16 protein-coding genes are annotated in these 13,948 nt (G+C 67.4%); 8 read left to right on the forward strand and 8 right to left on the reverse strand.

Annotated features, from left to right (window positions below):
* Positions 1-124: 124 nt before the first annotated feature.
* The gene (locus AB3K92_RS16370; protein ID WP_369465431.1) at positions 125-970 is read left to right on the forward strand and encodes an alpha/beta hydrolase; all 846 of its coding nucleotides are present in this window, start codon (positions 125-127) and stop codon (positions 968-970) included.
* 144 nt (positions 971-1,114) lie between these two features.
* On the opposite strand, the gene AB3K92_RS16375 is transcribed toward AB3K92_RS16370, so the two are convergent.
* The 4 genes from AB3K92_RS16375 to AB3K92_RS16390 form a co-directional block, all read right to left on the reverse strand.
* Positions 1,115-1,618, reverse strand: coding sequence for a periplasmic heavy metal sensor (locus tag AB3K92_RS16375; protein ID WP_226165256.1), 504 nt, complete (start codon positions 1,616-1,618; stop codon positions 1,115-1,117).
* The gene (locus tag AB3K92_RS16380; RefSeq protein ID WP_021162949.1) at positions 1,615-2,037 is read right to left on the reverse strand and encodes a hypothetical protein; all 423 of its coding nucleotides are present in this window, start codon (positions 2,035-2,037) and stop codon (positions 1,615-1,617) included. The genes AB3K92_RS16375 and AB3K92_RS16380 overlap by 4 nt, the downstream gene beginning before the upstream one ends.
* Positions 2,034-2,798, reverse strand: coding sequence for an RNA polymerase sigma factor (locus AB3K92_RS16385; protein ID WP_081052779.1), 765 nt, complete (start codon positions 2,796-2,798; stop codon positions 2,034-2,036). Before AB3K92_RS16385 ends, AB3K92_RS16380 begins: the two co-directional genes overlap by 4 nt.
* Positions 2,799-3,048: 250 nt before the next feature.
* Positions 3,049-3,348, reverse strand: coding sequence for a YXWGXW repeat-containing protein (locus AB3K92_RS16390; protein WP_027791779.1), 300 nt, complete (start codon positions 3,346-3,348; stop codon positions 3,049-3,051).
* A gap of 323 nt (positions 3,349-3,671) precedes the next feature.
* Here AB3K92_RS16390 and AB3K92_RS16395 point away from each other — a divergent pair, with 323 nt between their 5' ends.
* Complete coding sequence (locus AB3K92_RS16395) at positions 3,672-5,357, forward strand: metallophosphoesterase family protein (protein WP_059498566.1); 1,686 nt, start codon at positions 3,672-3,674, stop codon at positions 5,355-5,357.
* Positions 5,358-5,423: 66 nt separating this feature from the next.
* On the opposite strand, the gene AB3K92_RS16400 is transcribed toward AB3K92_RS16395, so the two are convergent.
* The gene (locus AB3K92_RS16400) at positions 5,424-6,035 is read right to left on the reverse strand and encodes a C39 family peptidase (RefSeq protein WP_059498568.1); all 612 of its coding nucleotides are present in this window, start codon (positions 6,033-6,035) and stop codon (positions 5,424-5,426) included.
* Positions 6,036-6,210: 175 nt separating this feature from the next.
* Here AB3K92_RS16400 and AB3K92_RS16405 point away from each other — a divergent pair, with 175 nt between their 5' ends.
* The gene (locus AB3K92_RS16405; RefSeq protein ID WP_059498570.1) at positions 6,211-6,450 is read left to right on the forward strand and encodes a hypothetical protein; all 240 of its coding nucleotides are present in this window, start codon (positions 6,211-6,213) and stop codon (positions 6,448-6,450) included.
* On the forward strand, positions 6,434-7,378 hold the full coding sequence (gene yddG, locus AB3K92_RS16410; protein ID WP_148095767.1) for an aromatic amino acid DMT transporter YddG: 945 nt from the start codon (positions 6,434-6,436) through the stop codon (positions 7,376-7,378). Before AB3K92_RS16405 ends, yddG begins: the two co-directional genes overlap by 17 nt.
* Before the next feature lie 72 nt (positions 7,379-7,450).
* Here yddG and AB3K92_RS16415 read toward each other — a convergent pair whose 3' ends face one another.
* Together AB3K92_RS16415 and AB3K92_RS16420 are read right to left on the reverse strand one after the other, a co-directional pair.
* The gene (locus tag AB3K92_RS16415) at positions 7,451-8,083 is read right to left on the reverse strand and encodes a LysE family translocator (RefSeq protein ID WP_042977494.1); all 633 of its coding nucleotides are present in this window, start codon (positions 8,081-8,083) and stop codon (positions 7,451-7,453) included.
* Positions 8,084-8,206: 123 nt separating this feature from the next.
* Positions 8,207-9,103, reverse strand: coding sequence for a LysR family transcriptional regulator (locus AB3K92_RS16420; RefSeq protein ID WP_060308014.1), 897 nt, complete (start codon positions 9,101-9,103; stop codon positions 8,207-8,209).
* A 318-nt stretch (positions 9,104-9,421) separates the two neighbouring features.
* Between AB3K92_RS16420 and AB3K92_RS16425 the strand changes: the two genes are divergently transcribed.
* The gene (locus tag AB3K92_RS16425) at positions 9,422-10,270 is read left to right on the forward strand and encodes a sulfite exporter TauE/SafE family protein (RefSeq protein WP_369465432.1); all 849 of its coding nucleotides are present in this window, start codon (positions 9,422-9,424) and stop codon (positions 10,268-10,270) included.
* A 369-nt stretch (positions 10,271-10,639) separates the two neighbouring features.
* Here AB3K92_RS16425 and AB3K92_RS16430 read toward each other — a convergent pair whose 3' ends face one another.
* Positions 10,640-11,596, reverse strand: a complete 957-nt coding sequence (locus tag AB3K92_RS16430; protein ID WP_369465795.1) for a LysR substrate-binding domain-containing protein — start codon at positions 11,594-11,596, stop codon at positions 10,640-10,642.
* Positions 11,597-11,699: 103 nt separating this feature from the next.
* Between AB3K92_RS16430 and AB3K92_RS16435 the strand changes: the two genes are divergently transcribed.
* The 3 genes from AB3K92_RS16435 (at position 11,700) to AB3K92_RS16445 (ending at position 13,915) form a co-directional block, all read left to right on the forward strand.
* Positions 11,700-13,025, forward strand: a complete 1,326-nt coding sequence (locus tag AB3K92_RS16435; RefSeq protein WP_369465433.1) for a D-serine ammonia-lyase — start codon at positions 11,700-11,702, stop codon at positions 13,023-13,025.
* A gap of 53 nt (positions 13,026-13,078) precedes the next feature.
* A complete protein-coding gene (locus tag AB3K92_RS16440; RefSeq protein WP_027791787.1) occupies positions 13,079-13,333 on the forward strand; it encodes a hypothetical protein in 255 nt (84 codons plus the stop codon).
* A 282-nt stretch (positions 13,334-13,615) separates the two neighbouring features.
* The gene (locus AB3K92_RS16445; RefSeq protein WP_048025041.1) at positions 13,616-13,915 is read left to right on the forward strand and encodes a DUF4148 domain-containing protein; all 300 of its coding nucleotides are present in this window, start codon (positions 13,616-13,618) and stop codon (positions 13,913-13,915) included.
* The last annotated feature ends 33 nt before the right edge of the window (positions 13,916-13,948 follow it).

Genomic DNA, 13,948 nt, shown 5'->3' on the forward strand with positions numbered 1-13,948 from the left:
CATATCCGCCCGGCGCTTGCCGTTCCCGGAAAGCGGCCTAGACTCAATGGAATGTATCGCTCCGGGTCACGGAGGTAACGTCGTCCCGCCCCGAACAAGAATTCGACGCCACCGGAGATCGGCCATGACCAAGCTGCTCGCCATCCTGCTGCCGGCTCCCGTTGTCGCCTTTGCAGATCGGTTCGCACGCGCGTGGCTGCTCGCCATGGTGCTGGCGCTGCACGGCTATCCCGCTCACGCGCAGGGTCAGCCCAAGGTCGTCGACGTCCCGACCCGCCCCGGGGTCACCCAGCGGTTTCTCTTCATCGCGCCGGATGCGCCGAAAGCCGCGGCCATCCTTTACGCCGGCGGACACGGCGGGCTGCAACTGGACCCGTCCGGCCGTTTCGGATGGGGTGCAGGCAACTTTCTCGTCCGCACCAGGCAGCTGTTCGTGAATGACGGTATCGCTGTCGCGGTCATCGATGCACCGAGCGACCGGCAATCCGCGCCCTACCTCAACGGCTTTCGACTCTCGAAGGAACACGCCGACGACGCGCGTGCCGTGATCGCGTGGTTGAGGGAGCAACTGCACGTGCCGGTCTGGCTGGTCGGGACAAGCCGCGGCACCCAGTCCGCGGCTGCCGTTGCGATCGCGCTGGCCGGCGGCGGCGGGCCGGACGGTATCGTGCTGACGTCCACGATCCTCCGTGAAGATCGAGGCGGTACCGCGGTCACCGACATGAACCTCGCCAGCCTCAGGATTCCGGTGCTCGTCGTTCATCACCAGGATGACGGCTGCAAGCATTGCCCCGTGTCCGACACGGATACGCTGTTGAAGAAACTGGATGCATCGCCGAAGGCCGAACGGATGATCGTGTCGGGCGGCACGTCCCGGGGCGATCCATGCGAAGCGTTCGCCTATCACGGCTTCAACGGCCTGGAGAGCAGCGTGGTCGACGCGATCTCCGCCTGGATGCTGGCACGTTGAACGTCTCCGTCGCGTCACGTGGCCGTGGTCGCGTTGCGATCGTTCACGAACGCGTACCTGAAAGCATTGCCGACCGGTGTTCCGCGTAGGCGTTGCACAGCGCAGGAAAGGCGCGCCGCCGCACGTCCCCCGCGCCGCGTTTCCTTACTGACTCCCCGCCTCGCCCTGCTTTTTCTGCAACTTCGGCGGCAACCGCCAATTGCCGCTACGCCGCAACCCGTCGACGAACTTCGCGCGCTCGTCCGGCGTCAGCGTCGCCGCGAAATCGACGACGCTGCGCTCCACCTGCGCACGCAGCGCGGTATCGGCCGCACGCGTGCGGTCGAGCGCGGCGTCGATCGCCGTGCGATCGAGTTGCGGCGCGGCGAGCAGATCCAGCACGGTGATCCGGTCGTCGCGCCCTTCCCGCGCGAAATCGCGACCGTCCTTGCGTGCCGCCTTCAGCGCGGCGGCGAATTCCTGCTGGCGCGTGTCCGGCAACTCGTCCGCGGCGAAACGCAATGCGGTGCGCGAAGCAGGTGCGCCCGCGGCCCGCAGGTCGCGATGCGTCGAGAACCACTGATACGCGCCGCCGCCGATCGCGCCGAGCATGAATACGTTCAGCAAGACCGAGCCGACGAGAACGAATTTCCAGCCACGCTCACTCATTCATCACTCCAGTCCACGCTCGGTCCGCCGAACGTCGTTGTCAGGTAGCCCTGCTCGTGCGCGGGCGGCACGCTCCCGAGCATCAGCATCGACACGGCCACCGCGCCCGCGAGCGCGCCGGCAAGGCCCACGCCCGCGAATGCCGCGCCCGACCACCACACGGTGCCCCGCCGCCGCGTGCGCCGCGGCGCCGGGGCCGGCGCCGTCGCGACGATGCGCTCGACGAGCGCCGGCGCGGGCGGTGCGACCGTATCGTTGGCGAGCCACGCGTCGAGTTCGGCGGCCTCGTCCAGCGCCGCCAGCGCGTCGCCCGGATGCGCGCGCGCCCATGCCTCGGCAGCCGCGCGCTCGCCGTCCGGCCAGCGCCGCGCATCCGAGCCGTACGCGGCGACGATGGTACGAAATCGTTCGGGTGTCATCGGATGTCCTCGCTAGGTGAATCGCCGGCCAGTTGCGCGCGCAAGTTTCGCCGCGCGCGCGCAAGCAGACTTTCCAGCGCGTCGACGGTAATGCCCATCAGGTCGGCCGCCTCGATGTTCGACATGTCCTGATAGTACTGGAGCACGAGCGCTTCGCGCTGCCGCGCCGGCAACGCCGCGAGCGCCTGCCGCACGCGCGCGTCGCGCGAGCGGGTCTCCGCGCGGGCGGCCGGTTCCGGTTGCGGATCGGGCACGTCGGGCAACACGTCGACCGGTTCCTCGCGGCGGCCGCGCAAGCGGTCGTAGCACAGGTTCAGCACGACACGATGCAGCCACGTGTCGAACCGTGCCTCGCCCTCGCGCCAGCCCGGCGCCTGTTTCCAGATCCGCAAGAACGTCTCCTGTGCGACGTCCTCGGCTTCCGTGCGGTCGCCGAGCATGCGCGTCGCGAGTGCGAGCAGCCGCGGCAGCTTGCGCGCGACGAGCACGCGCACGGCCGACGCGTCGCGCGCGCCGACCCGTGCCACCAGCGCGGCGTCCGGATCGCCGTCGCTCAACGCGGGGCGCTCCAGCGCATCGCGCGTCTGTGCCGCGGCGCGTTCGTCAATGCGCCCGCCGTCAGACCGAAGCTCATCGTCGTGCTCTCCTTGCATGCGCCGCGCCATTACCCGGCCCCGCCACGCTGGCGGTTCGGGATCGCCGCACGCATCGCGCACGGCATCGGCAAGGTCCGTTTCATCGGCATCCGTTTCAGGCCGCATGGCGATCGTGTCGATCGGTTCGATCGGATGCCGGCCGCCCGGTCGCGCGAGCGGCGGCCGGCGCGCTCAATATACGACGACCGGCGCGGGCCGGTAATAGACCGGACGCGCCGGCACGACGACACAGCCGGCCAGCACGATGGCTGCGGCTGCCAGTATCACCACGGTTCGAAAGGGCATGGCTGCGACTCATGACGTTGCGGGAAGGCGCCGCCGCGCCGGCACCGCGTGCCGTGCGACGGCGTGCGCATCAGGCCCAATGACCCGGAACCCAGCGCCACGCCGGACCGCGCGCGGCCCAGTGGCCCGGCACCCAGTGATAACCGACGCGAACCACTTGCCAGTGGCCTGGAATCCAGACATAACGACCCTGGCGCCAGTGCCAGTGGCCCTGGTCCCACACATAGCCCGCGCGCGGCGCCGGCATCACTTCGACGCGAGGCGGCGGCGGCGCGTAAGGCGCGACGATGACGGCCTGCGCGAACGCAGCGGACGCAGCCAGCGCGGCCACGCATGCCGTGGCAAACCGCAACGGGATGGAAAGCTTCATGAAAGACTCCGATGTGGCAGGTATCGACCGGAAGCGGCCGTTCATGCGTTAAACGGCGCGAGTGATCAGAATCCGTCGCGATGTCGGCAAATAAATATCGGCGCGAAGCGGACGCGCGTCGGCGCGGATGGGATGCCCCGATCCGCAAGCTCGGCAGGTGCCGGGGTTCCCGCGGGGCTGCCGTGCTGTCACAACCCGGCAAAACTGCGCTCCGACAATGTCCGGCACCGGGATCCCGCTCGTTTCCGGCCCACGCCCCGGCCACGCTCACGCGCGGCCGGATGGTTCCGCATCTCGCGTCTCCACCCACGAAAACACCGACCATGTCGAACCAGGACAACTCCCCGATCCAGCCGAACGAGCCCGCCGCGTCCGTCTCGCGCCGCGGCTTCCTGAAACTCGCCGGCGTATCCGGCCTCGCCACCGCCGCCGGTGGCCTCGCGGCAGCCCGGGCCGCCGCGTCGACCCCGGACGGCACACCCGAACAGGTCCACCTGACGTGGGGCAACGACCCGACGTCGGAAGTCGTGATCTCGTGGGCATCGCTCGCGTCGGCCGTCAATCCGCGCGCGCGCATCGTCGCCGACGGCGAGCCGCCGCGCACCGTGCATGGCGTCCAGCGCCTGTACACCGACGGCCTGAACGGCGAGACCGTGTTCGCGTACCACGCGCGCGTGCACGGCCTGAAGCCGAATACGCGCTACCGCTACGAGATCACGGCCGACAACGACAGCAATGCCGCGCAGCCGTTCTCCGCGAATTTCTCGACCGCACCGCGCGGCCGCGCGCCGTTCCGCTTCACGAGCTACGGCGACCTTGCGACGCCGAACGGTGCGTGGGTGCTGTCGTCGCCGCAGAGCCGCTTCGCGGTGCAGGCCGTCGAGCAGTTCCAGCCGCTGTTCCACCTGCTGAACGGCGACCTCTGCTACGCGAACCTGAACCCCGCGCACCAGCCCGAGGTGTGGCGCGATTTCGGCAACAACAACCAGACGTCGGCGGCGAATCGTCCGTGGATGCCGTGCCCCGGCAACCATGAGATCGAGTTCAACAATGGTCCGCAGGGGCTCGACTCGTATCTCGCGCGCTATACGCTGCCGGAGAACGGCACGCGCTTCCCGGGCCGCTGGTACAGCTTCCGCGTGAGCTCGGTGCTGTTCGTGTCGCTCGACGCCGACGACGTCGTGTACCAGGATGCCGCCGCGTTCGTCGGCGGCCCCGCGCCGCTCGTGCCGGCCGCGAGCACGGGCCGCCCGCCGATCGAGCCCGGTACGTCGTTCTACGTGCGCGGCTACAGCAACGGCGAGCAGACGCGCTGGCTCGAACACACGCTGCGTCATGCCGCGCACGACGACGACATCGACTGGATCGTCGTGCAGATGCACCAGGACGCGCTCAGTTCGTCGAAGACGGGCAACGGTTCCGACAAGGGCATTCGCGAAGCATGGCTGCCGCTGTTCGACCGTTACGGCGTCGACCTCGTGCTGTGCGGCCACGATCACGACTACGAGCGCAGCTACCCGGTACGCGGCTGCAATCACCACGCTGGCGTCGATGCGACGACCGGCGAAGTGGTCGAGACGCTGCAGCCGCGCCCGGTCGGATCGAACGACCCGGACCGCACGACGTTCGACACGAGCCACGGCACGATCCACCTGATCCTGGGCGGCGGCGGCACCAGCGCGCCGCTCGACGTATACGGCGAGAACCCGGCAACCGGCTTTGCGCGGGCGAAGGTGTTCACGAAGCCGAACCGGCCGGTGCCGGGCACGGCGCCGAATACGTTCGTGCGCCAGCCGGCCGATGCACTCGAGGATGCGATCTGGTCCGCGCGTCGCGATACGGGCACCGGCTACGGGATTGCCGTGTTCGACCACGACCCGGGCAAGCCGGGCGGGCATACGACGATCACGATGCGCTACTACCACGCGCCGGGCGCCGACCAGCACCCGACCGCCGACTACGCGCTGTTCGAGACGATCGAGCTGAGCAAGAAGCGCAACGACCGGTGATCGGTCAGGCGCCCGTTGCGACGGGCGCCTGACGCTGCGCGCGCAGGATTCGTTGCATGCGCAACGTCATGGGGCAATCAGGATGCCGCGGTTCGCGAAATAGCGGTCGAACGCGGCGCGCGGCATCGCCACGTTCCGCTGCGTGCGCACGTCGAACCCGGACGGGTTGTGGAACAGCCAGTCACCGGTGTCGCGATTCGTGCCGAACACGAGCACCAGGTGCCCGCCCCGCGACGGCGGCTCGAAGCCGTCGTGCCGGATACCGGGATGCACCGACGCCATCAGCATGTGCCCGTCATGCAGCTTCGGTTCGAGCGCGGCCGAATCGACTCCTTCCACCACATCGCCATCGATCCCGTAGCGCTCGCGCACCCAGTGCACGAAGGGCCGGTAATGCAGGCGCTTGCCGGTGTCGCCGAGTTCGGGCCGGTAGACGCCGAACCCGACGGCCTCGCGTACCAGTTCGAGCAGCGGCACGATCGTGTTCAAACGGTATGCGAGCAACATCTTCAGGCACGCGATACCGCAGATGTTCGGGCTCCACTGCGCGTATTCCTCCGGCGTGCTGGCGCCGGAGCGATGCCACAACGGGTCGTCCTCCGCGCGCAATTCGCGGGACACGAACCGCGAAACCAGGTGCATCGATTCCCACTGCGAGAAATACGGCACTTCCTTCATGGCTTCCCTCCCTGAAAGCGCGATACGGGCGACTGGCTGCAACGAAAACCTGACCAACTGCTCGATGCGAATCTGCTGCGCGACTATACCGCGATGGCGCACGGTGACGTGTTGTACGCCCATCTCAAGCCATTGCGCGACGACACGCGGTAGACTGCGCGCCTCGTACTCCGCCATGAGCGAGACGTTCGCGACCGTCAGCTGCTTCGGCGAAGACGACGGGACGACGCCGTTCGACAGCGACGAGGCGTCCGGGGTCGGCGGCCGTGACATGTCGATCCCGGTGCGCGGCCGGCACACCGGGATCGAGACCGTCCGGATCGACGTACCCGTGGGCCCTGCGCAGGCGGAACCGAATCATCCGATAGCGAATTTGAATGTTGAAACAGGCAGGACGCATGAAGCGCAAGAATAAGGCAACGCTCGCCGGGCTCGGCGCGGTGTTGTTGTGGGCCTCCGTGGTCGCTCTCGTTCGTGGAGTCAGCGAAAGCCTCGGCGCGACCGGTGGCGCCGCGATGATCTATACCGTGGCATCCGTGCTTCTGCTGTTCTCGATCGGGTTCCCCGACCTGAGCCGGTTCCCGAAAAACTATCTGCTCTGGGGCGGGCTGCTGTTCGTCTCGTACGAGGTGTGCCTGTCGCTGTCGATCGGCTATGCCAGCAACGGCCGGCAGGCGATCGAAGTCGCGATGGTCAACTATCTGTGGCCGAGCTTCACGCTGGTCGCGGCAATCGTGTTCAACAAGCAGCGCGCCAACCTGCTGGTCGTGCCCGGCGTCCTGCTGTCGATGCTCGGGATCTGCCGGGTGCTCGGCGGCGACCAGGGGCTCGATCCGGCCGGCATGCTGCACAACGTCACGGACAATCCGCTGAGCTACGGCCTCGCGTTCTTCGGCGCGCTGATCTGGGCCGGCTATTGCACGGTGACGGCGCGCATCGCCGACGGCAAGAACGGCGTCACGCCGTTCTTCATGCTGGTTGCGCTGGCGCTCTGGATCAAGTTCGCGATCGAAGGCGGCGGCGGCATGACGTTCAGCCTGCAGGCGGCCATCTACATCGTGCTGGCGGCATCGGCGCTGGGGTTCGGCTATGCGGCCTGGAACACCGGCATCATGCACGGCAACGTGACGATCATCGTCGGCGCATCGTATTTCACCCCGGTACTCGCCGCCATGCTCGCCGCGACGTTGCTGCATGCGCCGCTGTCGATCGAATTCTGGGAAGGCGCGTCGATGGTATGCGGCGGGTCGATCCTGTGCTGGCTCGCGACGCGCGGCCGGCGCAACGCAAAAGCCGCGCCCGTGCGGGCCGGCAATGAAGCGCAGGGCAACTGCCAGCGCTGACGATACCGGGTGCGTTCGTCACGATGCAACTCGGGAGCCCCCTGCTATCCCGCAACCCGTCGGCCACTCGCGTCAGCTGCGCGACTCCAGTGCGATACGCACGGCGAGTCCCGCCAGCACGGTGCCCATCAACCAGCGCTGAACCGACGCCCAGACCGGCCGCCCCGCCAGAAAACCCGCGATGGCGCCGGCCATGCAGGCAATCAGCGCGTTCACGCTGACGCTCACCGCGATCTGCACGCTGCCGAGCGCCAGCGATTGCGCGAGCACGCTGCCGTGCCCCGGCAAAATGAACTGCGGCAGCAGCGACAGATACATCACCGCGATCTTCGGATTCGCGAGGTTCGTGACGAAGCCCATCGTGAAAAGCCTGGCGCGGCTATCGTGCGGCAGTTGCCTGACCTGGAACGCCGAGCGGCCGCCCGGCTTCAGCGCCTGCCACGCCAGGTACGCCAGATAAAGCGCACCGGCAAAGCGCAACACGTCGTACGCATACGGCACGGCCAACACCAGCGCGGTGATGCCCAGCGCCGCGCACACCATGTAGAAGACGAACCCCAGCGCGACGCCGCCGAGCGACACCAGCCCGGCACGGCGGCCCTGGCAGATCGAGCGCGACACCAGGTAGATCATGTTCGGCCCGGGTGTCAGCACCATGCCGAGCGACACGAGTCCGAATGCAAGCAAGGTGGGCAAGGCCGGCACGGCAATCTCCTTCGGGACTAAGCGGTCAAGGGCGAGTTAGATCAATATATTGCATCTCGACCACCATCGGCATGAATAAACTGCAAGCCACCCATGAGCGCTTTTCATCGCATCGGCCGTTCGTCACCGGCTCCTTTTCGCGCGCGCGTGAATCGCCTTCGCCGCCTTCGAGCGTTGCGCGTCGACGAGCCGCACGAACGCATCGGCGATCGCATTGCCGGACGTGTTCCACGACAGCCGGACGGAACGATGCAGCCGCGGCGAAAGCGCCAGCACGCGGCCACCGAACGGCGTGTACGTGAGCGTGATGCGCGGAACGATCGACACACCCATGCCGGCCTCCGCCATCGACAGGATGGTGCGCATCTCGACCACGTTGAACGCGGCGCGAAGCGGCGTGCCGCTGCGCGCGAAGTAATCCGCGATCACCGGCCCGCATCCGGCCTTCGAGAAAATGAACGGGGCCGCGGACAACTGCTTCGCCGACACGCTCTTGCGGCCCGTGAACATGCCATCCGCCGCCACCGCGACGAAGTCCTCGTCGAGCAGCGGCAGCGTGTGCGCGAAGGTCTTCGTGCCGGCCACCACGCCGACGTCGGCGGTACCGTCCTCGATCCACCCTTCGACTTCGCTGTCCGTGCCTTCGAGCAGCACCGCCGACACGCCCTGGTGCATCTCCTTCAACGCCTCGAGCGCAGGCACGACGAATGCCAGCGACACGCTCGGCAGCGACGCGACCACCAGCTTCCCTTCGAGCTTGCCGCGCGACACGCTGAACTGCTGGCGCAGCAACTGCGCTTCGCGCACCACGTTCTGGATGTACGGCCACAGGCGTTCACCCGCCGCCGTCAGGACGACCGGCTGCCGGTCGCGCCAGAGCAGCTTGACCTCCGTGATGTCTTCCAGCTCGGTCAGCGCATGACTGATCGCGGATTGACTGCGGCTCAGGCGGTCGGCCGCGGCCGTGAGCGAGCCGAGTTCGACCACGGCTGCCAGGGCCTGCAACTGCGCAAGCGTCATCGGGTCTCCTTGTTCCAGTGAATGCATATCGCGCATGAGGCGACACACGGTCATGAATTATATTGAACCGCGTACCTGATCGCGCCGACGATACCGGCGGCACGCCGCGCCCCGCGCCGAATGCCCTCCGCAACGCTCGGGTAAAATGCATCCTCGAACCGCGCGTCGATTGCCTGCGGACGCGGCCGCGCAACGGTGCGGCGCCGTGCAATCGACGCCCGGTCAAGCCGATCCAGAACACATGCGTGCAACACGCACGCGCCGCAACGGGCACCTTCGACAGCGCTCGCTGCCGGATATGCCGCGACAAGCCGATCCATGATGCATTTCAATCTGACTGAAGGTGTGCTGGTTTCCAGCCTGCAGGGGCTCGGCGCGTTCGATCTGGCCGGCATCGCCGTCGCGCTGCTGCTGGGCGGCATGGCCAAGGGGATCACGGGCATCGGTGTGCCGTTGATCGCGATGCCGATACTCAGCCAGTTCCTGCCAATCCGGCATGCGGTGCTGCTGCTGTCGATGCCGATCATCCTCGGCAACATTCCGCAGGCGCTGGAAGGCGGCCAGGTGCTGGCGACGGCACGCAAGATCGCCGCGCCGATCGCGGGCACCGTGATCGGCAATATCGTCGGTGTCGCGATCCTGCTCTCGCTCAATCCGGGTCATGCGCAGGCGGCGTCCGGCGCACTGCTGATCGTCGCCGCGACGCTGATGCTCGCGGCGCCGAAGCTCAACCTGCCTCCTGCGTGGCAGAAGCCCGTCGGCTTCGTACTCGGCTTCGGCGCCGCGCTGATGGAAAGCATCGCGTCGGTTCCCGGCCCGCTGCTCGCCACCTACCTGATCTCGTCCGGCGCGACCGGGCGCGCCTTCACGAAGCAGATCGCGATCATCCTCGTGGTGTCGATCGTCACGCTGCTCACGACGTTCAGCGGCGCCGCGCACGCGAGCGCCGCCGACCTCGCGATCTCGGCGGCGGCCAGCCTGCCGGCCATTGCCGGCATGTGGCTCGTCCGCCCGCTGCGGGACAAGATGTCGCCCCGCAGCTTCAGGATAGTCGTGCTGCTCTTCGTGCTCGTCGCGGCCTCACAGATGATCTGGAAATCGGGCGTGTTCCGGCACGGCGGATCGCACGTTACCCAGCTGGACAACACGCACGCGGTCAAGCAATGACAGGCGGCGGATTGCCATCGATCCCGCATGCGTTCTGAAAGCTGCCGAGCGTAGTATTCGCGGACCCGGCGTATCGCCGCGCCCGACGATGCGAACGATACGTCACCGACTGCCCTGCTCGCACGCCGATGTCCGCATCGGCGCTGCCACGCTTTCAGAGACCTGCAATGGAAACCTACGTGTTGCTCGGCTGCGGATTCGGCCTTGGCCTGTTGATCGCCATCTGGGGTATCTGGCAACTCAAGTAACGCTCGCCAGCCGCGTCCGTGCGCAAGCATTCCGTATGGAGACGGACGGGAAATCGTAGTGTGCGGCGCCACCCGTTTCTCAACTACTTCGCACTCCGACGCAGCCATCCGGCAGTTTCGGCTACCCGTGCCGGCTTCCGTTCGAAAGCAGGCGTGACCGAGCCGCCTCGAAGCGTGCGCACTCGGCCTTGAGCCAGTCCGAAAAAACCGTGGTGCGCGGATCGTCGGGATTGCGTGACAACAGCATGTAGCGCGCCGGCGCACGCACTTGCCTGCGGAATACATCCACGAGCCGTCCGCTCGCGATCTCGTCGTGTACCAGCGCGGCGCGCCCCATCGCGACGCCCTGATGGTTCAGCGCAGCCGTGATTGCCAGGCTGGAGAAATTGAACTGCGGGCCGTCAAGATGCGCCATCCACGCAGGACGAACCGCCTCCAGCCACGTGCGCCACTCCACGAACTCGGGTGCGCCGCCCCACGGAGCCGCGTCGTGCAGCAGAACGACGCCGTCCAGCGACTCCCCGCCGGCAAAGGACGGATGCTGCGCCAGATACGTGGGCGTGGCGACCGGAAACAGGACTTCGTCGAGGATGGCCTCGGCATGCAGCCGCCCGTATTGCACCGGGTCGTAGCGCACCGCCACGTCGATGTCGTCGGTCTCCATGGCCTGACGATCCAGCACCTGAAACTCGGCCTTCACGCGAACCGGCACGTCCGGTTGCAGCCGATGAAATTCGGACAGGCGCGGCATCAGCCATTGCAGCGCGAGCGACGGCAGACAGCTCACCTGCAGCGGCGCGTCCGGGATGCCGAGCGCCTGAAGCGTGCGATGGATGTCGCCGAACGCGCTCGACATCGTTCCGAGCAGGGTCGCGCCCTTCTCGGTCAACTTCAGCCCGCGCGCCTGACGTACGAACAGCGGGTAACCCAGCCGCTCCTCCAGGTTCCGGATTTGCTGGCTCACGGCGCTTTGCGTCAGGTTGAACGCCTGAGCCGTTTTCGTGAAGCTCAGCAACCGGCCGGCTGTTTCAAAGCACAGCAACGCACCAAGGATCGAACCATCGAGTCGCATCGTTATAAGTCAGGCTAATGCATTCATTAGAAATCGGCGCTTTTGCGCAACCGGTTCGAATCGTAGCATTCAAGCCTGATTCGCCGTTCATCCGACGCAAGACCGATCCATGACCTTCACGCTCCAGCCTTCCGATCTATTAGCCAAGCTGCAATCGTGCCACCCGCTGCTGTGGCTGAACCCCCACGCCGGCAGCCCGCTGCCGCACGACGCACCGGCGATCGACGCCATTGCGATGGCCGAAGCGCGGCTGGCGCGCTGCGAACCGCTGATGGCCGAGCTGTTTCCCGAACTCGCGGCGAGCGCGGGAAAAATCGAATCGCCGCTGATGCCGGCAGACAGCCTGCAGCGCAGCCTGTCGCTCCCGGCGGACGAACACGGCGCGTGGTTCATCAAGCGCGACGACGCACTGCCGGTCGCCGGCTCGATCAAGGCGCGCGGCGGCTTTCATGAAGTGCTCGCGCTCGCGGAGTCGATCGCGATCGGACACGGCCTGCTCGAACCCGCGGGCGACCGACGGCTCCTCGCATCGACCGCCGCACGCGAACTGTTTGCCGCGCACACCGTCATCGTGGGCAGCACCGGCAATCTCGGCCTGAGCATCGGCGTGATGGCCGCCGCGCTGGGGTTCGAGTCGGTCGTCCACATGTCGACCGACGCGAAGCCGTGGAAGAAGGCGCGCCTGAGAGCACGCGGCGTTCGCGTGATCGAACATGACGGCGACTACGCGCAAGCCGTCGCGGCGGGACGCGCGCAGGCACGCCATCAGCCGCGCAGCCACTTCGTCGACGACGAAGGCTCGCTGATGCTGTTCCTCGGCTACGCGGCCAGTGCCCGGCATCTCGCCGCGCAGCTCGCCGGGACGGGCCGCGTCGTGGATGCGGCGCATCCGCTCTTCGTCCATATCCCGTGCGGCGTCGGCGGCGCGCCGGGCGGGATCGCCTATGGTCTCAAGGCGCTGTTCGGCGAGCACGTGCATTGCTTTTTCGCGGAACCCGTCGCTTCGCCGTGCATGCTGGTCCAGTTGGCCGCCGGCCCCGGGAAGCCCGTTTCCGTCTACGACGCGGGGCTCGACAACCGGACCGAGGCCGATGGTCTGGCAGTCGCGCAGGCGTCGCACCTCGTCAGCCCGCTGATGGCGTCCCAGCTGTCGGGCGTCTTCACCGTCAGCGACGCGCAGCTTTACGCGCAGTTGCTCGCGGTCCGGCGCGCGACGGGCGTGGAACTCGAGCCGTCGGCCGCCGCTGCCGTCGGCGGCCCCGGCTGGCTGGCGCACTCTCCGGCCGGAAAGGACTACGTCCATCGCCATGCGATCGACCTGCGCCGGGCGACGCACGTCATCTGGGCGACGGGCGGCTCGCTCGTGCCGCCGGAAGAACATCGCCGCTTCCAGTCGCATGCGAAAGCGCTCGCCGCTGCCGCGCCCGGCGCGTGACGCGTTCAGGCCAGCGTCCAGCCCCGTTCCCGAAGACGCGTTAGACTGTCCGGATGGAACAATGCCGTTATTGCCAGAGAATCCGCGATGAATGGGATTGCCACGGTGACGAATGCCGCCGGGCAATCGCCAAGGCGCTGCGCCGGCAGCGCGCGGGCCTGCCCATGGTGCCCGATCGCATCCGCAACGAACTGCCGTCCGGCGCGCCGACCCAGCAGGTGATCGCCGTGCTGTCGCGCCAGCGCCTGCGCGCGCGCCGCGGCAACGAGGAACGCCGGGAACGCAAGGAAATCGACGACGACGTCTGACCCGTCGGCAACGCAACCCTTCCGCCGCCTCTCCACCCGCGCTTTCGCCGCCCGGCACCTGTCCGCGTACGCCGTCCGCGTGGCGCGCATTCGCTCCGCTCCCTTGCAAATCCGGCAACATCGAATAGGGACGGAACGCGTATATCCCGGAATTATTACTCCAGCGACAACGATCTTTCACCAAAACTCACGTTTACCCTAGGTCGACCGGCGCCTACGATGTAATCAACCGCTTACGACATGGTGTCGAACGCGGAAAGCCAATAAACATCGGAGGTCATCATGAAATCGCTCGTTTCCGCAGTCGTTGCCGCTGTCGCCCTGTCCGCTTCGTTCGGCGCATTCGCCCAAAGCACCGTCACCCGCGCGCAAGTGAAGAACGAACTGGTTCAGCTCGAACAAGCCGGCTACAAGCCGAGCCAGGCAAGCCCGCACTACCCGGCCGACATCGAAGCCGCGCAAGCCCGCGTGCGCGGCGCCGACAACAGCGGCTACGGTGCGCAACCGGCCGCGACCGTCCAGGGCGGCGCACCGGCCGTCAAGGTGCAGAACCCGCGCGACTCGGTCTACTTCGGCCACTAAGCCTGCCGCCGCGCGCCTTCGCGCGCAGCCCGC

The sequence above is a fragment of the Burkholderia sp. Bmkn7 genome (assembly GCF_041103175.1).
GTDB classification, from domain to species: Bacteria; Pseudomonadota; Gammaproteobacteria; order Burkholderiales; family Burkholderiaceae; genus Burkholderia; species Burkholderia cepacia.